This is a genomic window from Alteromonas sp. 4NH20-0104 (genome assembly GCF_057547795.1).
Window position 1 is genome coordinate 160,497 of record NZ_BAAJLP010000005.1, and the last position, 24,967, is coordinate 185,463.

Genomic DNA, 24,967 nt, shown 5'->3' on the forward strand with positions numbered 1-24,967 from the left:
CCGTTGTGAAGATTAGAGAGTGTCACCAAACCTACCGTTTAGCGGCTATTGTGAGTCTGGTATTATCTAGTGTCTTATTCACAACCGCGTGTTCAGCGATAACACAACAAACTAGTTCGAAAGAAAAATCTCAAGAAACACAATCTTCAGACACTGCGCCCGAGTTAGCACCGGCTGACTTTGCAAAGATCCAATCAGCTTTGCGCTCATTAGACAACTCACTGGCAGCGCGATCAAAAAGCAATATCGGCGTTAAACAAAGCGATGCCAGCCCTCAACTCAACGAATCATCTACGCCCCCCAAAGCGACGAGCAAGATGAAGATGGGCATGGGAAAAGGGAAAAAGAAGATGACAATGAACGGAAAGTCTTGCATGGGGATGATGTGTAAGATGATGATGAAAAATAGTTCGATGATGGGTATGCCTCCTGAACAAAATACACCGGAGATATCCAAACCTTCATCAACGATAAGCTTGCCAGATGCGAGTAGTGCACCTCATATTTACCACCTTGGTGAACAAGCCTTTTTCTTAAACCACACAACAACATTAGAACTAACAGATACGCAGTATCAAACGTTGTTATCGATTCAATCTGAGTGGGAGTCTTCCCAAAAAAGCCTTGCGCAGCAGCGTAGTGCATTAGAGGCATTATTGTGGGAATTGACAGCCCAAGGATTGCCTCAATACGACAATATTAAAGACACCATTAGTGAAATAGAGGCCATAAACAGCACCCTACGCCTACAGTTTATTGCTTCGGTGGGGAAAGCCGTCTCAGTATTAACACCCCCGCAGATTGCGAAAATAAATGCGCTATGGGCGGCTGAACAAAAGGATGCGTCATGACTAGGGGGAGTAAACGCGCATCAATCATTCACCGCTATTGTGTCATTCTAAACGTCGTTCTTTTTTTCGTGATTATAAATGCGCACGCACAGCAACAGACTGAGGATAGTGAGCATGCCAGTCATCATCCTGAGGCAGCGAATGGGCCGATTGTTGCGGCAAGCACAGATTCTCCAGCTTTAGCCAGCCAAGTTAAAGGTCAGCCGGGCAATGCCAACGCAATGATGGGGCCAGGTATGGCAAAAGGCATGGATAAAATGATGGAGAAAATGGGAGCGCCTAAACCTAAAGATCTCTATCCAACTTTAATGCGGATGCAATCAACCACGCCGGAACAAAGAGATAGTATCTTAGGCAAAGCGTCGGCGCGTATGCAACAAGGAAGTGAACAACTGACTACCGGGTTTGAATCGCTCGCCCGTGCCGCAGCCGTTGATGACTATACCCAAATGCAAGTAGCTGTTGAGACCGTTAAAGAAGGGATCGCGCATTTTGATAGTGGTCTTGCGGCAAAACGGGCAATACAAGATGGGCAAGATCCCAGAAGAGTGGCATTAACCTGGTTTAAATCGCAAATGAATTTGCTACCCAGTTCACCAGTGAATGATTCCTCAACACTATTTGGCATGACGCCGTTTCATACTGCAGTGATGCTTGTTCTGCTGATCTTCACTGTCGTCATGGTGTATGTTTATGGATTTAAAATGCGCAGAGCTGCCGCATTGCTAGAAGAGCTTAGGTCCACTGAGACCGCAAGCGCTTCTGCGCCCACTAAGCAAACATCACCTAACGAGATACCTACTAACGCACCTGTAGGGACTGACGCTGTTTTAATACCCGCTACAGCGCATGTATTACCTTCTACGACTATGTCACCGCGTAAAGGTGTCTATAGTGGCAGTATGCAAGTCACCGGTATTTTTCATGAGACCCATGATGTTAAAACGTTTCGACTTGCCAGCGCCGATGGTCAAGTCATCCCATTTAGTTTTGAACCTGGACAATTTGTGACTTTTACGCTCACGATTGATGGTGTTGAAAAACCGGTGAAGCGGTCTTACACCATCGCATCATCACCCACTGAGCAGTATTACTTTGAAGTCACCATCAAACGCGAGGAATTCGGTGTTGTTTCTCGTCATATGCATGACGTCGTAAATGTGGGAGATACGCTTTCAATTAAAGCGCCTGGCGGCAAGTTTTACTTCAATGGTCAAGATGCAAGTAGCGTTGTATTGATTTCAGGGGGGGTTGGGATCACGCCCATGATGAGCGCGGTACGTTATTTAACCACGACGTGCTGGGACGGTGACATTTATTTTCTGTTTTGTACGCGAACGTCTAACGAATTTATTTTTGAACAGGAATTAAAATATCTACAAGCACGTCACCCAAGGTTGAAAGTACTCGTCAGTATGACACAGGCGGATGGCACATCTTGGATGGGACCTCAGGGGCGTTTTTCATCGGCATTGATAAATGAATTCGTGCCGGACATAGCATTAAAAACAGCACACATTTGTGGGCCGCCGGCAATGATGGATGCAACCAAGGATATTTTATCTGAATTGGGTATGCCTGAAGCGAATATTAAAACAGAAGCTTTCGGTGGTGCGAGTCCGAAGAAAACGGCCACTAAAACGGAGGTCGCCCCAAACACGCCTGTAAACAATACGCGCCAAGTGCGATTTAGTTTATCAAATGCACAGGCACAAGCCGGCACAGATGAAACCGTATTGGACGTTGCTGATGGACTTGATGTTGATATTGAGAATTCGTGCCGGGCAGGCTCTTGCGGCAGTTGCAAAGTGAAATTACTGCGCGGCGATGTTGATATGGAGGTTGATGATGGGTTGGAGCCAGAAGATAGGGTCAGTGGTTATATTTTAGCCTGTCAAGCCATCCCTAAAACTGATGTGGAGGTGGAAGCATAGTGAATAGTCAAGAACGAACCATTGTAGGCAGCTTGGTGGTCTTAATGATCTTACTTTGGCTAGGGTTTGTGTGGCACCGTGACCCAGCATTCCCTGGCAGCTTTGCTGGATTTGTCGTTGGTTTGACTGCGCTGGTATTGATGTTTATTCCGTTGCTTTACATGATCATTAAACGCAACAAAGCACTTAAGAAAGTCGTGACCAAGCAAATAGCCATGCCTACGCTACTGCGCATTCATATTTATGCTGGAGTATTGGGACCTATTCTTGCACTCATCCATAGCGCCCATCGTTTTGATAGTGCTACTGGAGTCTCCATCATCATCTTTATGATGGTCGTTGTGATCAGTGGGTTTGTTGGTCGGTATGTACTAGGACTTATTTCCTCAAATGTGAAAGAGAAAAAGCGTCAAGTGACCGAACTCCAAGGTGCACTTTCAAGCGCCAAACAATCGCTAAAAGACGCGGTCTGCGACGTAAGATATTCGACTTTCGCCCAAACATCAGCGAGACACATTCCATACATTGCTTTAAGTGTACCTACTTCAGCGCAAAGTAAGCTGTTTCGACAAGAGAGTAAGGTTCTATCTATTATCGATGCAATTTCTGATGTTGAATACAGCATTCTGATTCACGACACTGCGAAAACTTGGTTTGCTCGTTGGTTGAAATTTCATATCGTGATTTCGATAACGCTCTATGGCGTATTGTTCTTTCACATTTTCAGTGAAGTTTACTTTGGACTACGCTGGTTATGATCAAGTGGATAATAGTCATTCTGGGCTTAGTCGCAGCGGGCTTTGGTGTTAGCCATTTTTTTCACACACCAGAGGATCTTTCAAAAATTCCATGGGAACAAATGGTAGAGCCTGGTTCACTGAGCAAAGCGCATGCGTTTTTGGCGGATGACTGCTTGAGTTGTCACACGCCAGTAGAAGGCGTTGAGCGCGACAAGTGTGTGGCCTGTCATGCAAATGATACGCATATCGTCGCGCGTCAACCTACTGCGTTTCACGCCGACATAACAGAATGTGCTAGTTGTCATACTGAGCATCAAGGTGAGGATGCTAAGATTTCACTGATGAACCATATTGCATTGGTCGATATTGGGTTCAATATGCTCCCCAACCCAAACGTGCCGTTTGACGAAGGCGCAGCCACGATGGCTTTTTTAGAAAATGTTCTAGCGAATAAGCAAACGGCTGATCCCCTATTTGTGCATCCCGACGTCAGTGATAAAGAAGCATTATTGAATTGTTCACAGTGCCACAGCAACGATGATCGCCACTTTACGTTGTTCGGAGAGGATTGCGTGCAATGCCACAGTACAGACAAGTGGTCACTGCCGACGTTTATTCACCCCTCGAGTCAATCTCGTGATTGCAATCAATGTCATGAAGCGCCGCCCAGTCACTACATGCAACATTTTAAAATGATTTCCGCCAAAGTCGCTGGCGAGCCAAAAGCCAAAGTGGAGGCGTGTTATGCCTGTCATCAATCGACTTCCTGGAACGATATTAAGCGTGCCGGCTGGTACAAGCATCATTAAGGGGGAGAAACTGTGATCACAAATTCCATTGCGCTGGCAACCTCACTGTTGGTAGCAATAGTATTGTTTCTGCCTCGCCTACGACAATCTGTCCAATGGCGAGCGACAGTAACACCACTGGCTTCAATAATTGGCAGTGGCTTTTTGATCATTGCACCACTGTTGCATTCGGTAATGGGTAAATGGGCGCTACTGGGCATTATTTTATTGTCGACTCTGGCATATTTGTTGGGTTCAGTCATTCGCTTCAATATACGTCATGCAGAGCCTGAGCTTGCTCGCAATCCACAAGGCAGTATCGCAACGCTTGAGAAAGCCAGTCAATGGGCCCTCGGTGCTGCATACGCAATTTCTGTGGCGTTTTACATTAGCTTGTTTGCCGCGTTTGTCTTTGACCGCTTGGCTATTGACGATACAACGCTCATCAAATTGTTTACCAGTGGGCTGCTTGTCATCATTATGTTGGTCGCTTGGCTTCGCGGTGCAAGAGGATTAGAAACCATCGAGTTATTCGCAGTCACAATTAAGTTGGCGATTATTATTGGTGTACTAACAGCACTAGCAACTTACGATATACAAGTAAAAAGTGCGTGGTTTAAACATGAGGCGATACAATCCCTCAGCCATTTTGAAACCCTTAGCATGCTTGCCGGTATACTTATGGTGACACAAGGGTTCGAAACCACGCGTTTTATGGGCAATAGCTATAATGCAGAGCAGCGTATTAAAGCGGGACGATATGCCCAGTGGATTGCCATTTTCCTTTACGTTGTTTTTATTGGTTTAACCTGTCCCATTTTTCTCGATTTTCCGATAACCGAACTGAATGAAACAACCATTAGTTATACCCTGGGTCAAGCCATTTGGGTATTGCCGATATTATTACTTGTGGCCGCGACGGCAAGCCAGTTAAGTGCCGCATTAGCCGATACCATCGGTGGCGGTGGTTTGCTAAAAGAACTCTTCCATTTACCTATATTTCCTCAGTTTTATTATGTTCTTGTCATCGCGATTGCAGGCATATTAGTTTGGTCATCCAACGTATTTGAAATCATTAATCTCGCGTCAAAGGGATTTGCACTGTATTACCTTATACAAACACTCATCGCATTCAAGCTAGTACTACTGCGCCCCAAAGAACAACGCTTCAAATCGCTTCAATTGCTTGGTCTTTGCGCGATTGTTGTTTCCTTATCCTTTGTGATTGGCTGGTCGATACCAGCACCGCACAGTTAATAGAGGACAGAGGCTAATGCAATCCGCAAAAACATGTTCGCCAGCAGTTCGCGTCGCAAATTTTCACGCATCACTCATTGAAACTGCGTGGGAGTTAACCCAGCGTTGTCGCAAAAAGTATGATTTCAAACATATTGGTTTGGCCGGAGGCGTCTTCCAAAACCGCATTTTATGCGATGGCCTAGCTGAACGTTTTGCACAATCAGACATTCCTGTTGTTATCCCAAGCAGTTTACCTTTAAACGATGCAGCAATAAGTGTCGGGCAAATTCACGAATATTGCTCAAGGAGATCATCATGAAAGGCATAGAGCGTAATAATCGAGCATCATCAGAACCGTTGGACACCGATACTATTCGGTTAGCGCAAGGCAATGGTGGAATATTGACCAAAAAACTTATTAATGATGTGTTTAAAAATACTGCCAATAAAGAACTAGATCTGCTACACGACGCGGCTTCGGTAACCTTCGCAGGTCCCTTTCTGAGTATGACAACCGATAGCTTCGTTGTCTCACCTTACACATTTCCAGGTGGCAATGTGGGGGCATTAAGTATTTACGGTACCGTGAATGATCTGGCTGTCGTTGGCGCGCCCCCTCGGTATATCAGTACTGCATTCATTATTGAAGAAGGCTTTTCGATGACGGCTCTGAAGGAGGTTGTCCATAAAATGCATAAAGCTGCTGTAGAAACCAATGTGTCCATAATAACGGGAGATACTAAAGTCGTTCCAAAGGGATTCGGTGGTGGCGTTTATATCAATACAACGGGTGTGGGTGACAGCCAAGAAACACCAATTTGGGATACGAGTCTTATAAGGCCGGGCGATCATGTACTTGTCAGTGGCTCTGTTGGCGATCACGGTGCTTGCGTATTACTGGCGCGTGAGGACTATGGGTTGCATGGCCAATTAAAGTCCGACTGTGCCAGCGTTTTCCCGTTAGTCAATGCAATCAGAGACTTAGAAGGCGTTCGTTTTGTCCGAGACCCAACGCGTGGAGGACTATCAGTGTTACTCCATGACGTGGCAACTGAAACGGGTTTCAATATCGAGCTAATTGAAAATAACATTCCGGTGCGTCCAGAGGTCGCAAGCGTGTGTGACATTCTAGGCTTTGATCCTTTCGTTTTGGCTTGTGAGGGACTCGTTATTGCAATTGTCAGTCTCGATATTAGCAGCGAAGTACTCACTCATTGGCGGGGTATAAAAAACGGTGAAAATGCCCAACATATTGGTGTTATATCAAAAAATACAGACTTAAAGGGCCGCGTGTCGATTATTACGCCAATGGGAGGGCGACGCTTCATGAGTGAACTTGAAGATGAGCCACTTCCACGGATCTGTTGAAGGTTTAGGTGTTGACCTGTGAGCGGCTCACAGGTTTATCGTATGAAGGTGAGAGTAAAACATAGGATTAAAGGCGTGTTGTAGCAGCACAACTATGTTGATAAAGAAGGGGGTTTAAAATGCGGGTAAAACAAATAGCAGATGTACTAGATATTAGCGTTGATACCGTACGCTATTATACGCGCATTGGACTTTTGGTCCCAAATAGATCCCACAATGGATACAAGTATTATCGGCCGGCGGATGTGACGCGACTACGATTCATTTTAAGTGCTCGGTCACTAGGTTTTTCGGTCAATGATATTAAAGAGATCCTAGTTACATCTTCACAAACCAATGCGCCGTGTCCAACGGTAAGGCGTCTTATTGAAAAGAGGTTGAAAGAGACTGAACAGCGGTATCAGGACATGCATGAACTTAGAGAGCGCATGCGCTTAGCCACTTCAGAGTGGCAAAACAAACCCGATCAACCTCCAACGGCCGATACGATATGCCATTTAATTGAAGGTTTCACAGCGCTTAAGTCATAACAAGGTTTAAATAGGGAGTGGTTTATGAATTCTAAAACAGACAGTGCGAAAGCACATGGGTGTTGTAGTGGCGGCGATAAAACATCAACTGCGAACGAAGCGGTTGACACTAAAACGCAGACCAGACAGGTGTCTTCCGATGCAGGCGAGATACAACTTAATATTCAAGGGGCGAGTTGTGCCAGTTGCGTCACTAAAATTGAAATAGCCTTAAAACAAGTCGCAGGCGTCACCAGCGCAGAAATGAACTTTGCACAGCGTACAGTGCTTATCAATGGTAATGCCTCGCCAAGCGAACTGGTTCGTGCGGTAGAAGAAGCTGGGTATAACGCAACGCTGGCAAATGCCGATTCTGATGAGGCTGCCATTGAAGAAAAAGAGCAAGCGGATTGGGCATATTATAAAAAGCTAATGCGACATATGGTCATTGCATTGTCGCTTGGAGTACCGCTCATGATCTATGGTTTGGTAACCGGGGAAATGAGCGTCAACACGACCACGGAGCGAATTGTATGGTTGATTATTGGGCTCATGACATTAGGTGTCATGGTGTTCTCTGGTCGTCATTTTTATGTGGGTGCATGGAATTCGTTTAAAAATCATTCGGCCAATATGGATACTTTGATAGCCTTGGGTACAGGAACCGCCTGGTTGTACTCGATGACAGTTGTGTTCTTTCCGGGGTATGTCCCTGAAATGGCACGACATGTTTATTTTGAGGCAACCGCCATGATCATCGGCCTAATTAATTTGGGCCTGGCCCTTGAGATCAAAGCACGTGGTAAAACCTCAGAGGCCATTAAAAGGCTGATAGGCTTGCAAGCCAAGACTGCACGTGTCATTCGAGATGGCGATGATATTGATATTCCTATTGAAGATGTTTTGCTCAATGATCTTATCCGGGTTCGACCCGGAGAACGCATTTCTGTAGATGGTGTAGTCGTCGAGGGCCAAACCAGTATTGATGAATCAATGCTAACGGGTGAGCCTATGCCAATTGAGAAGCGAAAAGACGATGAGGTTGTGGCCGGTACCATCAACAAATCAGGCTCTATCGTCTTTCGGGCAGAACGCGTGGGAAAAGACACCGCGCTAGCTCAGATCATCAACATGGTAAAACGTGCACAAAATTCAAAACCACCTATTGGTCGATTGGCAGATGTTATTTCTGCCTATTTCGTGCCGGTTGTTATGATCATTGCCGTAATGAGCGCACTAGCGTGGCTCAATTTTGGTCCGGCTCCCGAGGTTGCCTTCGCAATCGTGTCAGCAACCACGGTACTGATTATTGCATGTCCTTGCGCATTAGGTTTAGCCACGCCGATGTCGGTCATGGTGGGGGTTGGCAAGGCGGCTGAAGCAGGCGTACTTATCCGCAACGGTGAAGCGCTGCAATCTGCTTCGAAAATTACCACAATGGTATTAGATAAGACCGGCACCATAACAGAGGGGGCGCCTAAAGTTACCGACGTTGTTATTGCGTCAGCTCACAATCAAGATGACGTGCTTTCGTTAGCTGCAAGCCTGGAGTCGGGTTCCGAACACCCACTCGCAATGGCGATCGTTGAATCAGCGAAAGAGCAAGGTGTGCCGATCCACTCGGTGACTGATTTTGAGTCCATTGCAGGGAAGGGCGTAGCGGCAACACTGAATTCTCAGCGTTTGCTATTTGGCAATGAAAAATTGATGAAAGAAAAATCAATAGAACTTCATCATTACGTTTATAAAGCGCAGAGGCTGGCCGCAGAGGCTAAAACCCCAATGTATTTCGCGATTGATTCAAAATTAGTTGCCGTCATTGCTGTTGCGGATCCAATAAAATCAGACTCAATAGATGCGATTAACCGCCTACAGCACAACGGAATACGTGTGGTGATGTTGACGGGGGACAATCGTATGACTGCAAAAGCCGTTGCTCGAAAGGCGGGGATTGTTGATTACGTTGCTGAAGTGATGCCAGAAGATAAAGCAAACAAAGTGCTCGAACTTCAACGTGAGGGTGAAATCGTCGGAATGACCGGCGATGGGATCAATGATGCGCCCGCCTTAGCCCATGCCAACGTCGGATTTGCTATCGGAACAGGCACTGATGTCGCAATAGAAAGTGCAGATATCACGTTGATGCGAGGCTCCTTACATGGGTTAGCGGATGCGATTGCAGTGAGTAAGGCAACGCTGAGAAACATAAAGCAGAATCTCTTCGGAGCATTTATCTATAACGTCGCGGGGATCCCATTTGCTGCAGGTGTTTTTTATCCATTTTTAGGCTTACTACTTAGCCCAGTAATTGCCGGTGCAGCGATGGCATTCTCGTCGTTAACGGTAGTGACCAACGCGAATCGATTACGTTTATTCAAAGCTAAAGAGCACTAGGAGAACCTAAAGATGATGTGGATTAATTTGATAGGGTTAGTCGTGATTGGGCTTATTGTTTGGTGGTTTTGGCTTTACCAAACAAAGTCAACTGAAGTACGAGACGGCAGCATCGAAGTCCGCGTGAAAGATGGCGTGTATCAACCTGCCAATATCACAGTGCCCGCGAATGAGTCTGTACAACTGATGTTCTACAGAGAAGATGCGACTCCCTGTGCGGAAACACTACTAATACCCGAGTTGGAGATCAGTGAAACATTAGTGCTTAACCAGCGTGTGATGGTCACTATTCCCCCCCAAAAGGCAGGTCGCTATCCGTTTCATTGTCAGATGCAAATGTACCGTGGCACTTTGGTGATCAAGTGATTTACCGTTTTCTGAAAACTTAAACGACACAAAAGCGAGGTGTATTGTGAATAAACAAAAATTACCTTTTTGGCGCACCCCCAGTGGTTGGTCCGCCATCGGACTTATAGCGGCGGCAAGCTATTTCTTGTTTGTCGAGCATGGTGAACATGTTTTCCCTTATTTACCATACTTGATCCTGCTGCTATGCCCAGTGATGCATATCTTTATGCACGGAAGTCATGGTAAAGGGCATGAGACACATACTAACGACGAGCAAACATTTAAAGAGCAAACCGAAGACAATGATCAATACAGACAAGGTTATATCGAAGGGTTAGAGCAGGCACGCAAGGAAAGACGTAAAACGGAGAGCGACAATGCACGGTGAATCAGATTATGGGCTTTGGACGTTAGTCATCATTAACTCCGCAATATTTATCTTTTTTGCGTTTAGTTTCGTCAAGCCGAAGTCAAAAACAGACTGGCGAAGCTTAGGCGTATTTTCCGCTTTTATCGTGGCGTTATTTACTGAAATGTATGGTTTCCCGCTTACCATCTATTTTTTGTCCGGTTGGTTAGCCGAAAGTTACCCAGGCGTAGATTTTTTAAGTCACGAAAATGGTCACTTGTGGCATACACTGTTGGGGTTATCTGGCGATGCGCATTGGGATGTACTGCACATCTTGAGTAATGTTCTCATCGTTTTAGGATTCTTTGTTTTATCTGCTTCGTGGAATGTCCTGCATCACGCGCAAAAAACGAGCAGCTTAGCAACCAGCGGTTGGTACGCACGTTGTCGGCATCCCCAATATGTTGCCTTCATTGTGATCATGTTTGGCTTTTTACTGCAATGGCCAACACTACCCACTTTGCTCATGTTTCCCATTCTCATTGTTGTCTATGTTCGACTGGCCAAACGCGAAGAGCAGCACGCCGAAACTGAGTTTGGTGATACCTATAGGCAATATAAGCAAGCCACGCCAGGTTGGTTCCCACGATTTCTCAATTCAAATGCTTCAAGCCCCGTGTAAGGATTACAAAATGAAGAAAGCATTAGTTTCAATATTGTTTGTCGCAGGCGTTTTATCCGCTACCTTTACGAGTGCTCAGGTATCCATGAGTGCCGATGAGATGTTACGCAGTAACGAGCGCGTCATGGATGCATTAAGGCAACGCATCCAACGGATCAATGACGTTTCTGAGAGGCAAACGTTGATTGTTGAGCATATGAAGATGATGGATACCTACTTAACGAGTATTGAGAAGAGGATCCAAAGTGAATCTAATACTGAACAAAAGATACGATTAAAAGAGACATATACAAAAGGCCTGCAAAGAAGTCTTGTTCTTATCGAAAGCGGCATATCAGCAAGCGACATTGTTGTGATGGGGAACTCGATAGATGAACATTTGTTGTTAATAGAACAAAGAATGACAGTTTTACAATCGTTAATGCAGCAAGTGGTTAATGCCAATAGCGTTTTAAGTAATTAGTGACGTGACTGACATAACTGTGTAGGTAATTAATTTATAGGAGAAAAGTATGAGCGATTTAGATCACAGAGTGGGCGTTTCTGAGGCTAATTTAGTGGTACGGCATTTGAAGTTAACCGGCATTACCGACGGTAATTTATTAGCAATTGTTGCTGAAATTGATGGGACCTTTGGTATTGATGCCGTTTCATTTGAAGAAGCCAAAAACACTTTGCATATCGGCTATGACGCGACCCACTGCAATTTAGATGGCATTGAGACAATCATTCGTGCACACGGTGCAGACATTTCTGATGACTTTTGGACAAAGATGAAAGAAGGCTACTACCAATTCGTTGACGAAAACATTCGTGAAAATGCGAAACATAAACCCTGGAGCTGCCATCGTGTCCCACCCGGGCAAAGCAATAGACAGAAATAGTGTAGCGCGAATCGAGCAACTTTATGTTGGACTTCACCAATCAGCACTAATTAACCCGAGATCGGCTTAAGCAACGACCATTGAATTCCGCTCAACATCACTAATATTCAGGGATGGCTTGTTTTTCTTGAGGCAATAAGCGACCAAGCCTGCCATCAGATTGAGTGTAAAACCATTCATACTGCGATGTCTTGAGTGCTCGATGAATGAAATGTTCTTCAATTGGTCGTTGATTGTTTCAATAATGAAGCGTTTTGAGAGCATCGCTCTGTCCCATAAAGACATCGCTTTTGCTTTCATATTTTTGCGAACCGTAGTGATAAGCTCAACGCCCTTTTCAAATAAATTGGCTTCGAGTGCTTTGCTCAGATAGCCTTTGTCGCCGTACAATTTAGCCGGTAAATGTCGCGCTAATTCCTCGACGGGTTTTGTGTCGTGTACATTACCCGTCGTCACTTTTGCCGCCACAATTTCACCGAGATGATTCACTATCAAGTGTAACTTAAAGCCATAAAACCAGCCCATAGTGCCTTTTCCTCGTTGGGCAATACCATCGAAGGTTTTATGTCGGGGTATTCGAATATTATGGCACACCTTAAGACTTGTAGAGTCAATGAATTCAATACCTGTAGGCTTTCCCTTAAGTGAACTAAAGTATGCGCACATGGGTACAATGGTACGAGGCATTACTTCTAAAAAGCGCGTATAGCTGAGCAGTTCAGGAAAGTCTTTTCGATAGAAGGCCTTCACATATCCCAAATAGTAATTCTTAAAATCGCGATGATGTGACATATGGAAACCGATAATAATGGTCATCATTTCACTCATTGACATACGGCACTCCCGCCTTCTTACTCGAGTACCATCTTCAAGCAATTGCTTTTGCCATTGAGGGATAAAGACTTTGCAAAAATCATCGACATCACAAAATAATTCAGCTAACTTCTTCATGCCGGTTCCTTGGTTGGTCCAATTTTCTTAGTCGAAAGATCGGATCTTGGAACCGGCATTTAGTTCAATTTCTTAAACAGGATTCGGGTTAATTAAAACAGGATATTAGCACTGTGGATCATAGTAAGAATGAAATGGGATTCGAACCGGCGCACATACAAAGTATTCTTTATTTTGTATCTCACAGCGAACCTGTCACAATCTCCGACGAGCAAGCCCTTGATGTTATTGCACAACTTCGTACCCCTCACCTTGACGCAGGAGATCTTATTCTCACGTTTGGCGCTCAAGAAAACAAACCATCAAACCTTTTTACGGGTGATAAACGAGCTTTAAAGGCGGTTAACCGAATGCAACATAACGGTGTATTAGCAATGGAAGGTTGCCATATGCTCCTGTTGGAAGAGGCTATCCGTTTGCTTATGATGTGTGGTGATAGAGATCAGGTTATTGCAAGTATCCAATCTCGTCCACATGTAGATAAAGCGATTGATATATGTTTTCGTGACATAGCGTCGGTAGACGATGCCTTGAAAAGCTACATAGAAAGCATTCGTTCTCAGTGCAGTTTACTGTCATTCGGGTTAACCCCAAACATTTGTTAACATGGAAATTTGGCCTGTTATTTGCTTTAGATAATGTGTGTGTTATCCGGCACACCAGTTTTTAATGAGATCAACGCGAACAGAAGGGTTTCCACGATGCTAAATACCGATTTACTCCAAGTCACGAACACGCCAAATCAAGCCATTAAACCAACAGACAACGAAACCAAACAAAGTGAAGACGGGGGTTGTAACAAAGAGAAGTTTGAAGATTCGCTAGAAAAAGCTTTCAAAGCATTCTCGACAAAGAGTGACGATTAAAAACGTGGCAAATTTTGGCCGCTGGAAGCGCCTATTTTCCCATTGCGGCAAATGGGCGCATAAAGTATTTTAGAGCAATTTGGAAAGTGATTGTGGCTTCATCAATAGGTGTTAGAGCAACACCCAATGTTTAAGCTCCAATTGCTTGATAAAGCATCCAAATTCCAGCACCAATCATAAACAAATTTTCAGTAAGCGAAACAAAACCGAGGGGAACATTACTGTCTCCGCCGACGCAAGCGCATTTCAACTCGCGTTTATCTACGTAAACAGCTTTAAATACCGATACTGCACCAATGGTTCCAATAAAGAGAGATACGGGGCCAACGACATAGCCTGATATTCCGGCAAGCATACCAATCCCAGCGAACGCTTCCGCAAATGGATAAACGTAACCGTATCGCACACTGCGCATCGCTAGTAAATCATAAGTAATAAAAGAATTAGGGAAGATGCGAATAAGTCCTGAATGTGAGATCATAGCTGCATAGTGAATCACAGCCATTACCGCCCTTGAGCCAACAGTTAACTTTTGCCGATAGTGAGTTTTCCAGCAAGCGCCGCCAGACTCGTAAAGAGATATTCTTATCCAGAATGGATAAACTGCTGCCGTGGCCTCAACTGCTGGAAGTGATTGAACCCTTTTATCCTAAAGCTGGCAATGGCAGACGTCCGTACGCGCTTGAGACCATGTTTCGCATTCATTGTATGCAGCAATGGTATAGCCTCGGTGATGAAGCCATGGAAGATGCATTATATGAAATTGCTTCGATGCGTCAATTTGCGCAACTATCACTGGATAAAGCCATTCCTGACCGCACAACCATTATGAACTTCCGGCACTTGCTGGAAAAACACAAGCTGACTCGCCAATTATTCAAAACGGTTAATCAATGGCTGTCTGACTGCGGTGTGATGATGACGCAGGGCACACTGGTGGATGCCACGATTATTGAAGCACCCAGCTCCACTAAAAGCAAAAAGAATGAACGTGACCCGGATATGCATCAGACCAAGAAAGGTAATGAGTGGTACTTCGGTATGAAAGCCCATATCGGTGTGGATGCCAAGAGCGGCCTGACCCATACGCTGGTGACCACCGCCGCCAACGAACATGACCTGAATCAGATGAAGAACCTGTTGCATGGCGATGAGGAATTCATCTCTGGCGATGCTGGATATCAAGGCGCAGAGAAGCGTGAAGAACTTAAAGAAAAGGATGTGGAATGGCTGATTGCTGAGCGTCCTGGAAAAGTTCGGGCACTGAAAAAGCATCCCCGCAAAAACAAAACGGCCATCAACATCGAATATTTAAAAGCCAGCATCCGAGCAAAAGTTGAGCACCCGTTTCGCATCATCAAATGCCAATTTGGTTTTATCAAAGCTCGCTATAAGGGACTGGTGAAAAACGACAGTCAATTGGCTATGTTATTCACTCTGGCGAACGTGTTTAAAGTTGACCAGATGTTGCGACGACAGCCAAGATCTGTCTAGAATCCGGGAATAGCCCGAAATAAGGCCAAAATCCTGCCTAAAACGGCGGCATATTGGCCTAAACTGCAAAATTAGAGTTTAAAAATTAGGCAGGTGATGCTGCGGCTTAACTGAGCGTTAAACTGCAGGACTTATTCGCAGTTTCCCTAAGGCTTGTTGATCTTTGCTGTACATATTTCACTCAGCGATACATCGGCAACCACATCATCGAAAATGCCAGTGAAACCATACTGGCATAATTCCTCGCTAATTTTTCATACCTAGTTGATATTGCACGATAATGCTTTATTCGTGCGAATGCATTTTCTACTAAGTGCCGATACTTATATAGACACCAATCGACACTGCTTTTGTCTATATCCTGGCCATAATTGCGTTTGGGTATGACTGAAGTCCCCCCTTTGGCTTCGATATATTTCCTCAATGTGTCACTATCGTAGCCTTTGTCACCGACGAAAATGTTTACTTCCCTTAAATGGTCAACCAGACTTTGAGCCCGAGCAATGTCATTTCTCTGGCCCCCTGATAGTTCAAAATAAATTGGAAGCCCACCACTATCCACGGCTAAATGTATTTTTGTGGAGTTACCACCTCGGCTCTTTCCTATACATTCACTATCCTCAGTAGCCGCTCCGGTACAATGCTGGTGAGCTTTAACAATAGAGCCGTCAGCAAAGACCCAATCGTAATCAGAGAGTTTTGCTAACTCATTGCATTGAATAACATGTTTAATAAACCTTTCTTCGACCACAAATTAAACCGGCGATAAACAGCACTCCAATCACCAAACTCTGTTGGTAAATCACGCCACGGAATTCCGGTTCTCAGCCGGAAGAGTATCCCTTCAAACGTCATTCTGTGTTCTGGTTTATTATAAATGCGGCCCGTGCTTTTCATTACTTGAAGTAGCTTTTGCCACCGTTTATCAGTTAGCATTAGTCTCGGCATGATATTGAGTTGTTAGTTTATTTTTGGCGAAACAAATTACAACTCTTTATCATGCCGCTCAAAAACTAATCACGAAAGATCAACACGCCTTAGTAATGCGACTGACAACTGAATCAGTAACGCCGTAAACTGTTGGGATAATTCAGACATTAGAACCACACTCGGGCACCGAGAACCACACCTGCTTCATGCACAGGATCGCCTAGGCCACGTAGATTATCCGCTGAGTTTCCCAAAGCTCTAGACCAATAGGCACCAATATACGGGGCAAATTCCCGTGAGACCTCCATTCGATAGCGAAGGCCAACACGAATTGAATTAAACCCAGAAGGTCTATCAAACCGTTCTGACTCAGAAAGTGAAGCAGAGAGTGATATTCGCGGTTGCAAATATGAGGTTTGTGAAATGCGATAGTCATACTCGGCTTCCATTGAGACACTGACATCACCTTCTTCGTTAATAATAAGTGAACTATCTACTTCGAATTGATAGGGTGCCATTCCAAAAAGACTAATAACAGCATAATTTTCCATATTACTGTCACTCGTCAATTCGCCACGGGCGCCAATTCCAACCTGAATCTCCCAAAAGGGTGCAATTAAGCGACTAGCAAGCAATTCAGCTCTTTCAATGTCGGTTGGTTCACCATCGTTTTGTTTATTTTCACCTTCACTTTTAAAATAAAGACGGTACGTGTCGCCTCCATACCATGCGATCATATCCCAAACCGCGATGTTCTCCTCACGGTTGTTGCGCGCTACTTCTAGCCTGTCAAATAGAACAATACCATTAAGTGTGTCTTTGACCGGCGATGGCCAGCTTTCAGGCGTTTCTTGTGCGACAGTGCGAAGTGTAGCGGTAAGTATTATTAGTCCAAATATAATTCGCAAATTCATGAAGATACTCCTTAAGAAACGTTTACAACGCGGAACATACCAGCGTCCATGTGATATAGAAGGTGACAATGAAATGCCCAATTGCCAGGTGCGTCAGCGTTGATCAGTAAAGAGACTTTTTCGCTCGGTTTGAGACTGATCGTGTGTTTACGAGGGGAAGGGGAGTTACCATTTTCCAGCTCCATCCACATACCGTGAAGATGGATGGGGTGATACATCATCGAATCATTGACAAGAATGAGACGCACGCGTTCCCCGTACTTAAAGTGAATTGGCTTATCCACTTCAGTGAATTTTTTTCCATCAAAAGACCACATGTATCTTTCCATGTTACCGGTCAAATGCAGTTCGATGGTTTGTGTTGGTTCACGGTTATCTGGCCACTGCTTGGCACCTGTAAGGTCTGAATAAACAAGTACCTTGTGAGAAACTCCATCAAACCCTATTCCAGGGTCGTCTAGTCGGCTGATCGGATTTTTGGCAATCATAGACGCACCTGGTCCGTGACCGTCCGGTGAGTGCGTAATAGGGATTCCGTCCACAGGAACTACCTTGTTTTGCATCGCTGCCATCGAATGATTAGGACCGTGATTTTCTTGGCCACCATAAGTCTCCTTGTTGTTCGTAGCGTCCATTGAATCCATGTCAGCCATTCCCGACATCCCCATAGCGTCCATACCTAATTCAGGCATTGGGCGAAGTGCCGGGATACTTGCTTCTTTGCCGACAGATGTTGCCAATGTGCCTCTGGCATAGCCACTTCTGTCCATGCTTTGTGCAAAAATGGTATAGGTTTTAGTATCTTTGGGTTTTACGATGACATCATAGGTCTCTGCAACAGCGATCCGTATTTCACCTACTGTTACTGGCTTAACAGGCTGACCATCTACTGCAACAACTGTCAGATCCAACCCTGGAACTTGGAAATCAAAATAGGTCATTGCTGACCCGTTAATAAGCCTAAGGCGTATGCTTTCTCCGGGTTTGTACAATGCAGTCCAGTTTGTTTGCGGGTCACGGCCGTTCATCAGGTATGTATAGGTCGCGCCGGTTACATCGAGTATGTCTCTTGGGTTCATGCGCATACGAGACCACATTGCTCGTTCTTTGACCGTATTGATCAGTCCTTGGCTCTTTATATCTTTAATCGTGTTTTCGACTGTACGCTGCTGATAATTATAATAGCCCTCAGCAACTTTAAGGTGACGGAAAACATCGTGAGGGTCTTCAAAGGTCCAGTCGCTGAGAATAATGGTGTGCTCCCGATCTGCACCGATGTCGCCATCTTTTGGTTCAATAACCATGGGGCCAAGGTGCCCAAGCTGCTCCTGAAGACCTGAATGACTGTGGTACCAATATGTACCGTTTTGTTCAATATCGAATTCATAGGTAAAGGTACTGCCAGCGGCGATACCGGGAAACGATACGCCAGGTACACCGTCCATCGTGTAAGGGAGTATCAATCCGTGCCAGTGGATTGACGTACTTTCAAGCAAGTTGTTAGTTACATTTATAGTGACATGCTGACCTTCTTTTAGACGCACTAACGGGCCCGGTGACGAACCATTAATTGTAATTGGTAGGCCAGCTGCGCTTGCAATACGCTTGTGCTGCCTGCTAATCATCATATCGATGTTTTCCCCGCTGACAACGTTGTTTCCAAAACTTGGTTTTAACTCTTGCCCAGCATGAGATAAGCCCTCTGGATTAGCCCAGGCTGGTGAAATTTGACGTAAAAGCGCTGTCCCACCTAATGTCAAAGCGGCAGACTTAACGAATCTGCGCCTATCTTTATTTAATTGGTTTAACATAAATTGTTCTCTAATTTGATGGATAGATTCAGACACATGCTTACGTTAAAACGGACCGAGCATGTACCGAGTTTTCGTAGTTAAAACTAGAACGGGCTTATGCTATTGGGGGTCTAAGCAATCTAGAAGGAGGAGACCGTAGTAAATCACCTTCGAATAATGAGAAAACATAATCAAATGACTTAATTTTGTAGTGATAATTGCCGGTCAGTAGCCAAATTGTAAAACAATTTCCATGAGAACAATCGCAAGATCCTGTGCAGCACTCCTCATGACAGCTCTCATCAACATTATCTTCAATGTGCATTTGAACATGCAGCTTTGCTTGTTCAATTTCCGGTGTTCCCTTCATGGATGAGATGTTGCCAGTACCTTCACTTTCGCAACCCAATACAGATGAACCATAAGTCACACTTGCAATAAGCATCAAGCACTTGATAAGTGTACTTAAAGCTATTGTCGTGTGGTCGTCGTGAGTCATCTAAATTTACAATCCTTTAATAGCTGCAATTCGACACAGTGTAAAAATTACCTATCCGCGCATAACATTTACAGCGTCAGATGGCTTATGCCGTTTGCTTAGTATGTATTTACGGTTTACCTAAGACAATCCAATATTTGTGCCATAAGTTCTTTAATACGTGATATTGCTGTTACAATTATCAATCAATGAGCTGAATAAAGTAACGATTTTCATTCGCCGGAAAATACGGATTACAATTTAGTGTGAGATTACTTCTACTAAAATCAGAATGTGGAAAAGAGTTATGCAGACCTCAGTTACCTATCTATATAACAGTAAAATCATTTTCTTTTGCGGCTAAGATAAAGCTTCTCTGCGGTAATTATCAGAAACAAGCCCGCTAATGACGTCCAAATTACGATGCTATCCGTTTTCACCTTAACGACGATGAAAGCTATCAGTACAATTAAATCTAATGTAATGGCGGTTAACAGTATAAACCGGTTGGCAGAAATTTCTTTACGCAGGTAGTTTAGTACGCCCCAGTGAATCGCAATATCCATCACCAGATAGAAAATCACACCCAAAGAAGCGATTCTGCTTAAATCAAAAAATATCGTTAACGTCATAGCAAGGACTATTGTATATACCAGCGTGTGTTTTTGGATATTTCCTGGCATACCAAAATGGCTGTGTGGTACAAGCTCCATGTCAGTTAGCATCGCTAACATACGCGATACAGCGAATACACTTGCGATGACGCCTGACACGGTAGCAATTATCGCAAAACCGACTGTTATCCAAAGTCCATATTGTCCGAAGGCTGGTTTTGCTGCTTCTGCCAATGCATAATCGCGCGCTGCGACGATCTCCTGGATTGATAGGTTTGTTCCAACTGCTGCGGCAACTAATAGGTATATGAAAATACAAATCGCAATTGAAATGACTATTGCGCGACCCACGTTTTTACGTGGATTTTCGATTTCACCGCCACTATTTGTTATTGTAGTAAAACCTTTAAATGCCAACACGGCTAGCGCGACGGCCCCCAGAAAGTCAACAATCGAAGCGTCGGTCGTTTGAACAAAAGTGTCAACAACTCCTCTTTGGGCCGCATATATTCCTCCAGACGCTAATACCGCCAATCCTAAAGCTTTGGCGATTCCCATTACAAATGAAATAGATTGGATAGCCTTGTTACTCATAATGTTTATGAAAAAGGCAAAGATCAATACTGCTACACCTAACGCTGGGACAAACCAATCGTTGGGTTTTGTATTAATTATTTGTACGGTATATTGACCAAATGTCCGCGCAACTAAGCTTTCATTAATTACCATTGAAAAGTACATGAGTAATGCGAAAACCGCAGTGGCAGTCCCCTTGCCATAAGCTTTTTGTAAAAACATGGCAATCCCTCCTGCAGAAGGATAAGCATTGGATAACTTCACGTAGGAATACGCGCTTGCTGATGTGATCATTGCCGCTATGATAAAGGCTAATGGGAACCACTCGCGGGCCAATTCAGCCACTTGTCCGGTCAAAGCAAAGATACCTGCACCGATCATGACACCTGTACCCATTGCAACCGCGCCAATAAGACTGAGACTTCCTTCTTTGTAATTTGACTTGTGTTGGTGCTTCCTCACAACCTCACTCCATAGTTTATGAATCCAATGAAAGGCTTATAATTCGTGCGCTCGGTTAATACCATGTGCCATTATTTTAATCTCTTGTTGTTCGGTTTCTATAATAGAATCAAGTAGTTCTATTTGATGCCCAACGACCATTTGCTTCCTTAGATACGAAAATAATTCGATAATTTGTTGATGGCGTTTCATAACGTGCTCTATGACCTGTTCATAAGTAGTGCAATCATCTAGGTTAGGCGGACACAGCAAAGGTATGTCAGGCTTATCGTTTATGTACTCAACAAAATAAGTATCCAATTCTCCGGTTTTACCTAAGTTTTTGAAGGCTAAGATCAGCTTACTTAGGTGGTTTTCATGCATTGCGAGATAATCGAGTACAAGTTTGTTCAAATCCGTCTTCTTACAACAGCAATGCAGTTGTTCAGCGAGAGCCTTATGGTAATTAGCTGTCCACTCTAAAATGTCACTGAATTGCTCAATTTGCATTTGTTTTTCCTCGAAATAACGATAACTGCTAAGTTAGGCTACCGAACATAAGTAATTAACTCATGACGCTGCTATTACTGTTTGATTACATGTTTGTAATATTCCTCATGAATAATAGTCTGGAGCAGCAATTGTCGAGCAGTTGATTAGAAAACCAAAAGCTAAATCTTTCACTTAAAAGGCTGAAAAAGCTGCGAGATATAATTTTGTGGGTAATTAGGTTGACTACCAATTCCTAGCTCCCCATTACGTGGTGAGGGTCGTTCATTAGAATTGGTGACGAATGTGCCAAGGAGGTGATCCCATAAATGTGTAAACAACCCAAAATTAACGTCACCTCTGGTACCGTCTTTTACGTGATGATGCCGGTGACCTGCAGCAACAGCCCAAATATATTTTAGCGGGCCAAGCCGCATATCAATGTTTGAGTGTTGCAACATCAACTGTAAGGCAGCACTAAACCCTAACAAAGCGCCGATTTCTATGGGCATGCCTATTAAAAGTAATGGAAGTGTACCTGCACTTAGTTCAATCGCTTGGTGAAGGGGGTGCTTCAATAGCCCATTAAACCCATACATTCGTTTGATGCTATGATGAACCGCATGTAAACGCCACAGCATGCTATATTTATGGCTAAAATAATGTGCCATCGTTATCCCAAAGTCAGCGACGATGATGGCAAAGCCAAGTTGTACTAGTAGTGGCCAATGGTGAGGCCAAATACTGAAGTGGGGCACTATCGCGGTCATTATTGGGATAAACGCGACCGTGAGAGCCAAAGAGCCTTCATTGACAATGGCATGCACTATATCTCGCCCGAAATCTCCCTGCGGTGTATTCCATGCTTTTTCATATGGTAACCATTTCTCAGCTACAAAAGATAAGGCGATGGCGAATAAAAGCAGGGGAATAAGCCAAGCTGGAGATCCTGTGTTTTGGGAAATACTGGTTGCAGCAAAGATAAAGCTTAAAAAAAATAATGGACTGAACATCCATTGGACCAACGTTCTCATAGTATTTACACATTCGCGTTTTTATTGATGCGTATATTATTCCCTAGTCAAACTTGATTCGGCTTGTATCAAACGGCTAATTACTGTGAATTTTATAATGGTGTGCGGTTTGAATAACGAGGAAGGTGCAAATCCAAACAGCTGTTTAAACGTTTTACTCATATGAGGTAAGTCAGAAAAACCCGAAGCATGGGCAGCCTCAGTCAATGTTGCTGACTTACTCAGTTGTTCTATTGCGGCGCGCACACGCCACCAGACAATAAAACGACTAATAGGTATACCCACTTCTTGCTTAAAAAGATGTGTGAGACGACTTGGGGACAAGAAAACCTTCGATGATAAAAACGCCATATCGATTGCACAACCTCGCTGCGAAGCAATAATGTCGATGACCGCTCGTACCCGTTTATCCTCAGGGCGCGATGAAAGCGCAGGACTGTAGACTAGCCCTACCGCTTTATTTACTGTTTTCCATACTTTGTCGATATCGACGTCAGTAAATAGATGCTGAGAAATGGATCCCAATTCTTTGCCAGTAAGCGGCAGAGTATTAATTCCATCACTCCTGGCTTGACGTAAGGCAGTGAGAAATTGTTGGTTTTGTCTATCTTCAGGCTCTAAATAGATGACTACAATTTGATGATCCTGTGCCAAAACCTTGTGAGGGACATCTTCGAAAATCACAATACATTGTCCGGTGTGAATACTTTGTGCTCTGTAATCTTGAACCGAGATGTCTTTGTCTAAACTAATGCAAATTTGGACAGCATGATGTGCATGAAAATTATTGTCAGGACTGACTCCGATGTAATCGCTTTGTAGGGCCACAAATGAATATGCATGGCTGCCTCAGAATCAAAAGTTCAGGCTAGTGTTTTTTGCTTCACAAATCTATACGCATGACGAATGTTAGCCGATAGATACACGTTAAGGCGAGTGCGCACAGTGAAACTGTGTGCTTCTTACACTTTTAAGTGTGTAAATAATTTAAAATGCCACAGTCCCTAATGGTTTTGTTTTGATCACACTTTGACGCCATATTTTCGAGTGATGACTTTAATGCGTTTAGCTCTTCAATGCGAATAATGACGTCTGATAAATGCTTAGCTATTAACGTATTGATATTTGAACAGCTCTGATCTGGCCTCGAACGACTGTCCATTAGCGTTTTTACTTCCATGATAGACATATCTAATGAACGACACTGTTTGATAAACAGGAGTTGTTCAATAGTCCCCTTGTCGTAGACACGATAATTTCCACTTGAGCGCTTAAGCTCAGGCAAGAGCCCCTTCTTTTCATAAAAACGAATGGTCTGAATACTACAACCTGTCGTCTTTGCGACATCACCAATTTTCATTTTTTTCTCCTAACCGTTGACTCTATACCAAGTATAGACTTTATACTCATTTTATTCATCAGTAAAGAGTGTGTTTCCAATGAGCGGATGTGGGTGCGAAGTTGAAATAAAAGACCAGTCTCAACGACAGGTTTTGTATTGGCTTTTGGGAATAAACGCGACAATGTTTGTTATAGAAATGGGGATCGGGTTGCTTGCTGATTCAACCGCATTAATAGCCGATTCACTTGATATGCTCGCCGACGCAGTTGTCTATGGTGTTGCCCTTTATGCTATTGGTAAATCGCTATTGCACAAAGCGAATGCGGCTAGAATTAGCGGCTTTTTTCAGATGGCATTGGGTCTGTTGATTATCATTGATATTGTAAGACGGTCAATTTACGGTAGCGAACCTGTATCAGGATTAATGATGGCTATGGGGGCAGTTGCACTGGTTGCTAATGTCATTTGTCTTGTGATCATACGCAAACAAAGAAATGAAGAAGTGCATATGCGGGCAAGCTGGATATTTTCAGCCAACGATGTGATTGCCAACTTAGGCGTTATTTTTGCTGGCGTTTTGGTGTTTTGGCTCGATTCTCGATGGCCTGATCTGGTTATCGGTGTGATAGTTTCGTGCGTTGTGTTGCGCGGGGCAAAAATGATCCTCGAAGAGGCTGGAAATGAAAGACAGCGAGCGCTTAATGCGCAAAGTTGATAAGAAAATGCCAATTTTTAATTGCACATCAAAACTGCGTAGGTTGGCATGGCTACTTATTACTTTGCTCATGTGTCAATCGGGCTTTTCGTTCGCCGCTCAATGCGATGACTACCCTGCGGAGGTATCGTCAGTCCCTGAACAATCAAAGTCGATAGGCACTTATGATGTTCCCGAAAAAAATGTAAATGCTGGTGATAATACGTCGAGTGAAGAGTCTAAGTGTTTCCATTGTGTGCTATGT

General features: G+C 44.0%; 27 protein-coding genes and 1 pseudogene. 17 read left to right on the forward strand and 11 right to left on the reverse strand.

The features are described 5' to 3' along the window. The first annotated feature begins 5 nt into the window (after window positions 1-5). From AC27IB_RS05475 to AC27IB_RS05540, 14 genes are all read left to right on the forward strand, one after another. Window positions 6-851, forward strand: a complete 846-nt coding sequence (locus AC27IB_RS05475; RefSeq protein WP_487119483.1) for a hypothetical protein — start codon at window positions 6-8, stop codon at window positions 849-851. Further along, window positions 848-2,785: a 2Fe-2S iron-sulfur cluster-binding protein gene (locus AC27IB_RS05480; protein ID WP_487119485.1), complete on the forward strand. Its 1,938-nt coding sequence runs from the start codon at window positions 848-850 to the stop codon at window positions 2,783-2,785. Before AC27IB_RS05475 ends, AC27IB_RS05480 begins: the two co-directional genes overlap by 4 nt. Continuing rightward, window positions 2,785-3,543 carry a hypothetical protein gene (locus AC27IB_RS05485; RefSeq protein ID WP_013755285.1) on the forward strand — a complete coding sequence of 253 codons (759 nt, stop codon included), beginning with the start codon at window positions 2,785-2,787 and terminating at the stop codon, window positions 3,541-3,543. The genes AC27IB_RS05480 and AC27IB_RS05485 overlap by 1 nt, the downstream gene beginning before the upstream one ends. After that, a complete protein-coding gene (locus AC27IB_RS05490) occupies window positions 3,540-4,334 on the forward strand; it encodes a multiheme c-type cytochrome (RefSeq protein ID WP_013755284.1) in 795 nt (264 codons plus the stop codon). The genes AC27IB_RS05485 and AC27IB_RS05490 overlap by 4 nt, the downstream gene beginning before the upstream one ends. A 12-nt stretch (window positions 4,335-4,346) precedes the next feature. Further along, window positions 4,347-5,570 (forward strand): hypothetical protein, encoded by a 1,224-nt coding sequence (locus AC27IB_RS05495; RefSeq protein WP_487119487.1) that lies wholly within the window; start codon window positions 4,347-4,349, stop codon window positions 5,568-5,570. 16 nt (window positions 5,571-5,586) lie between these two features. Further along, window positions 5,587-5,871, forward strand: a complete 285-nt coding sequence (locus AC27IB_RS05500) for a Kae1-like domain-containing protein (RefSeq protein ID WP_241155671.1) — start codon at window positions 5,587-5,589, stop codon at window positions 5,869-5,871. Then, window positions 5,868-6,920, forward strand: coding sequence for a hydrogenase expression/formation protein HypE (gene hypE, locus AC27IB_RS05505; RefSeq protein WP_487119490.1), 1,053 nt, complete (start codon window positions 5,868-5,870; stop codon window positions 6,918-6,920). Before AC27IB_RS05500 ends, hypE begins: the two co-directional genes overlap by 4 nt. A gap of 119 nt (window positions 6,921-7,039) precedes the next feature. Then, window positions 7,040-7,450, forward strand: a complete 411-nt coding sequence (locus tag AC27IB_RS05510; protein ID WP_487119492.1) for a MerR family transcriptional regulator — start codon at window positions 7,040-7,042, stop codon at window positions 7,448-7,450. A 24-nt stretch (window positions 7,451-7,474) separates the two neighbouring features. Then, window positions 7,475-9,823 carry a heavy metal translocating P-type ATPase gene (locus AC27IB_RS05515; RefSeq protein WP_487119494.1) on the forward strand — a complete coding sequence of 783 codons (2,349 nt, stop codon included), beginning with the start codon at window positions 7,475-7,477 and terminating at the stop codon, window positions 9,821-9,823. 12 nt (window positions 9,824-9,835) lie between these two features. Continuing rightward, window positions 9,836-10,189 carry a cupredoxin domain-containing protein gene (locus tag AC27IB_RS05520; RefSeq protein ID WP_123324659.1) on the forward strand — a complete coding sequence of 118 codons (354 nt, stop codon included), beginning with the start codon at window positions 9,836-9,838 and terminating at the stop codon, window positions 10,187-10,189. 46 nt (window positions 10,190-10,235) lie between these two features. After that, entirely contained in the window at window positions 10,236-10,559 is a 324-nt protein-coding gene (locus AC27IB_RS05525) for a DUF2933 domain-containing protein (protein WP_013755268.1), read from the forward strand. Continuing rightward, on the forward strand, window positions 10,549-11,202 hold the full coding sequence (locus AC27IB_RS05530) for a methyltransferase family protein (RefSeq protein WP_487119497.1): 654 nt from the start codon (window positions 10,549-10,551) through the stop codon (window positions 11,200-11,202). The genes AC27IB_RS05525 and AC27IB_RS05530 overlap by 11 nt, the downstream gene beginning before the upstream one ends. Before the next feature lie 10 nt (window positions 11,203-11,212). Continuing rightward, window positions 11,213-11,665 (forward strand): hypothetical protein, encoded by a 453-nt coding sequence (locus AC27IB_RS05535; protein ID WP_487119499.1) that lies wholly within the window; start codon window positions 11,213-11,215, stop codon window positions 11,663-11,665. Between the two features lie 49 nt (window positions 11,666-11,714). Further along, window positions 11,715-12,086: a hypothetical protein gene (locus tag AC27IB_RS05540; RefSeq protein WP_044447462.1), complete on the forward strand. Its 372-nt coding sequence runs from the start codon at window positions 11,715-11,717 to the stop codon at window positions 12,084-12,086. Window positions 12,087-12,152: 66 nt separating this feature from the next. Here AC27IB_RS05540 and AC27IB_RS05545 read toward each other — a convergent pair whose 3' ends face one another. Next, window positions 12,153-13,037, reverse strand: a complete 885-nt coding sequence (locus tag AC27IB_RS05545; protein WP_487119501.1) for an IS982 family transposase — start codon at window positions 13,035-13,037, stop codon at window positions 12,153-12,155. A 113-nt stretch (window positions 13,038-13,150) separates the two neighbouring features. On the opposite strand from AC27IB_RS05545, the gene AC27IB_RS05550 reads away from it, so the two are divergent. Beyond that, on the forward strand, window positions 13,151-13,642 hold the full coding sequence (locus AC27IB_RS05550; protein ID WP_487119503.1) for a hypothetical protein: 492 nt from the start codon (window positions 13,151-13,153) through the stop codon (window positions 13,640-13,642). A gap of 391 nt (window positions 13,643-14,033) precedes the next feature. Here the strand turns inward: AC27IB_RS05550 and AC27IB_RS05555 are convergent, their stop codons facing one another. Then, a complete protein-coding gene (locus tag AC27IB_RS05555; RefSeq protein ID WP_487119505.1) occupies window positions 14,034-14,408 on the reverse strand; it encodes a MauE/DoxX family redox-associated membrane protein in 375 nt (124 codons plus the stop codon). Between the two features lie 8 nt (window positions 14,409-14,416). Here AC27IB_RS05555 and AC27IB_RS05560 point away from each other — a divergent pair, with 8 nt between their 5' ends. After that, window positions 14,417-15,397, forward strand: coding sequence for an IS5 family transposase (locus AC27IB_RS05560; protein WP_487119507.1), 981 nt, complete (start codon window positions 14,417-14,419; stop codon window positions 15,395-15,397). A gap of 181 nt (window positions 15,398-15,578) precedes the next feature. On the opposite strand, the pseudogene AC27IB_RS05565 reads toward AC27IB_RS05560, so the two are convergent. The 9 genes and pseudogenes from AC27IB_RS05565 to cadR all read right to left on the reverse strand — a co-directional run bounded on the left by AC27IB_RS05565 (window position 15,579) and on the right by cadR (window position 24,026). Continuing rightward, window positions 15,579-16,345: pseudogene (locus AC27IB_RS05565) on the reverse strand (IS5 family transposase). A gap of 149 nt (window positions 16,346-16,494) precedes the next feature. Continuing rightward, window positions 16,495-17,241, reverse strand: a complete 747-nt coding sequence (locus tag AC27IB_RS05570) for a copper resistance protein B (protein WP_105937010.1) — start codon at window positions 17,239-17,241, stop codon at window positions 16,495-16,497. 11 nt (window positions 17,242-17,252) lie between these two features. Then, window positions 17,253-19,052, reverse strand: a complete 1,800-nt coding sequence (locus tag AC27IB_RS05575; RefSeq protein ID WP_105937013.1) for a copper resistance system multicopper oxidase — start codon at window positions 19,050-19,052, stop codon at window positions 17,253-17,255. Between the two features lie 97 nt (window positions 19,053-19,149). Continuing rightward, window positions 19,150-19,533, reverse strand: coding sequence for a hypothetical protein (locus AC27IB_RS05580; RefSeq protein ID WP_071980008.1), 384 nt, complete (start codon window positions 19,531-19,533; stop codon window positions 19,150-19,152). A 323-nt stretch (window positions 19,534-19,856) separates the two neighbouring features. Then, complete coding sequence (locus AC27IB_RS05585; protein ID WP_105937009.1) at window positions 19,857-21,164, reverse strand: APC family permease; 1,308 nt, start codon at window positions 21,162-21,164, stop codon at window positions 19,857-19,859. Window positions 21,165-21,200: 36 nt separating this feature from the next. Continuing rightward, entirely contained in the window at window positions 21,201-21,653 is a 453-nt protein-coding gene (locus AC27IB_RS05590) for a hypothetical protein (RefSeq protein ID WP_105937008.1), read from the reverse strand. A gap of 170 nt (window positions 21,654-21,823) precedes the next feature. After that, the gene (locus AC27IB_RS05595; protein ID WP_123325195.1) at window positions 21,824-22,666 is read right to left on the reverse strand and encodes a sterol desaturase family protein; all 843 of its coding nucleotides are present in this window, start codon (window positions 22,664-22,666) and stop codon (window positions 21,824-21,826) included. A gap of 36 nt (window positions 22,667-22,702) precedes the next feature. Beyond that, window positions 22,703-23,350 (reverse strand): helix-turn-helix transcriptional regulator, encoded by a 648-nt coding sequence (locus AC27IB_RS05600; protein WP_487119510.1) that lies wholly within the window; start codon window positions 23,348-23,350, stop codon window positions 22,703-22,705. Between the two features lie 286 nt (window positions 23,351-23,636). Next, the gene (gene cadR, locus AC27IB_RS05605; protein ID WP_105937005.1) at window positions 23,637-24,026 is read right to left on the reverse strand and encodes a Cd(II)/Pb(II)-responsive transcriptional regulator; all 390 of its coding nucleotides are present in this window, start codon (window positions 24,024-24,026) and stop codon (window positions 23,637-23,639) included. A gap of 79 nt (window positions 24,027-24,105) precedes the next feature. Between cadR and AC27IB_RS05610 the strand changes: the two genes are divergently transcribed. Beyond that, complete coding sequence (locus AC27IB_RS05610) at window positions 24,106-24,723, forward strand: cation efflux transmembrane domain-containing protein (RefSeq protein WP_278346604.1); 618 nt, start codon at window positions 24,106-24,108, stop codon at window positions 24,721-24,723. The last annotated feature ends 244 nt before the right edge of the window (window positions 24,724-24,967 follow it).

Excerpts from the sequence above, each read along its gene's own strand:
- AC27IB_RS05480 (WP_487119485.1), top strand. The coding sequence starts at position 848 with ATGACTAGGGGGAGTAAACGCGCATCAATCATTCACCGCTATTGTGTC.
- AC27IB_RS05490 (WP_013755284.1), top strand. The coding sequence starts at position 3,540 with ATGATCAAGTGGATAATAGTCATTCTGGGCTTAGTCGCAGCGGGCTTT.
- AC27IB_RS05500 (WP_241155671.1), top strand. The coding sequence starts at position 5,587 with ATGCAATCCGCAAAAACATGTTCGCCAGCAGTTCGCGTCGCAAATTTT.
- hypE (WP_487119490.1), top strand. The coding sequence starts at position 5,868 with ATGAAAGGCATAGAGCGTAATAATCGAGCATCATCAGAACCGTTGGAC.
- AC27IB_RS05510 (WP_487119492.1), top strand. The coding sequence starts at position 7,040 with ATGCGGGTAAAACAAATAGCAGATGTACTAGATATTAGCGTTGATACC.
- AC27IB_RS05515 (WP_487119494.1), top strand. The coding sequence starts at position 7,475 with ATGAATTCTAAAACAGACAGTGCGAAAGCACATGGGTGTTGTAGTGGC.
- AC27IB_RS05520 (WP_123324659.1), top strand. The coding sequence starts at position 9,836 with ATGATGTGGATTAATTTGATAGGGTTAGTCGTGATTGGGCTTATTGTT.
- AC27IB_RS05530 (WP_487119497.1), top strand. The coding sequence starts at position 10,549 with ATGCACGGTGAATCAGATTATGGGCTTTGGACGTTAGTCATCATTAAC.
- AC27IB_RS05535 (WP_487119499.1), top strand. The coding sequence starts at position 11,213 with ATGAAGAAAGCATTAGTTTCAATATTGTTTGTCGCAGGCGTTTTATCC.
- AC27IB_RS05540 (WP_044447462.1), top strand. The coding sequence starts at position 11,715 with ATGAGCGATTTAGATCACAGAGTGGGCGTTTCTGAGGCTAATTTAGTG.
- AC27IB_RS05545 (WP_487119501.1), bottom strand. The coding sequence starts at position 13,037 with ATGAAGAAGTTAGCTGAATTATTTTGTGATGTCGATGATTTTTGCAAA.
- AC27IB_RS05555 (WP_487119505.1), bottom strand. The coding sequence starts at position 14,408 with ATGGCTGTGATTCACTATGCAGCTATGATCTCACATTCAGGACTTATT.
- AC27IB_RS05570 (WP_105937010.1), bottom strand. The coding sequence starts at position 17,241 with ATGAATTTGCGAATTATATTTGGACTAATAATACTTACCGCTACACTT.
- AC27IB_RS05575 (WP_105937013.1), bottom strand. The coding sequence starts at position 19,052 with ATGTTAAACCAATTAAATAAAGATAGGCGCAGATTCGTTAAGTCTGCC.
- AC27IB_RS05580 (WP_071980008.1), bottom strand. The coding sequence starts at position 19,533 with ATGACTCACGACGACCACACGACAATAGCTTTAAGTACACTTATCAAG.
- AC27IB_RS05590 (WP_105937008.1), bottom strand. The coding sequence starts at position 21,653 with ATGCAAATTGAGCAATTCAGTGACATTTTAGAGTGGACAGCTAATTAC.
- AC27IB_RS05595 (WP_123325195.1), bottom strand. The coding sequence starts at position 22,666 with ATGAGAACGTTGGTCCAATGGATGTTCAGTCCATTATTTTTTTTAAGC.
- cadR (WP_105937005.1), bottom strand. The coding sequence starts at position 24,026 with ATGAAAATTGGTGATGTCGCAAAGACGACAGGTTGTAGTATTCAGACC.
- AC27IB_RS05610 (WP_278346604.1), top strand. The coding sequence starts at position 24,106 with ATGAGCGGATGTGGGTGCGAAGTTGAAATAAAAGACCAGTCTCAACGA.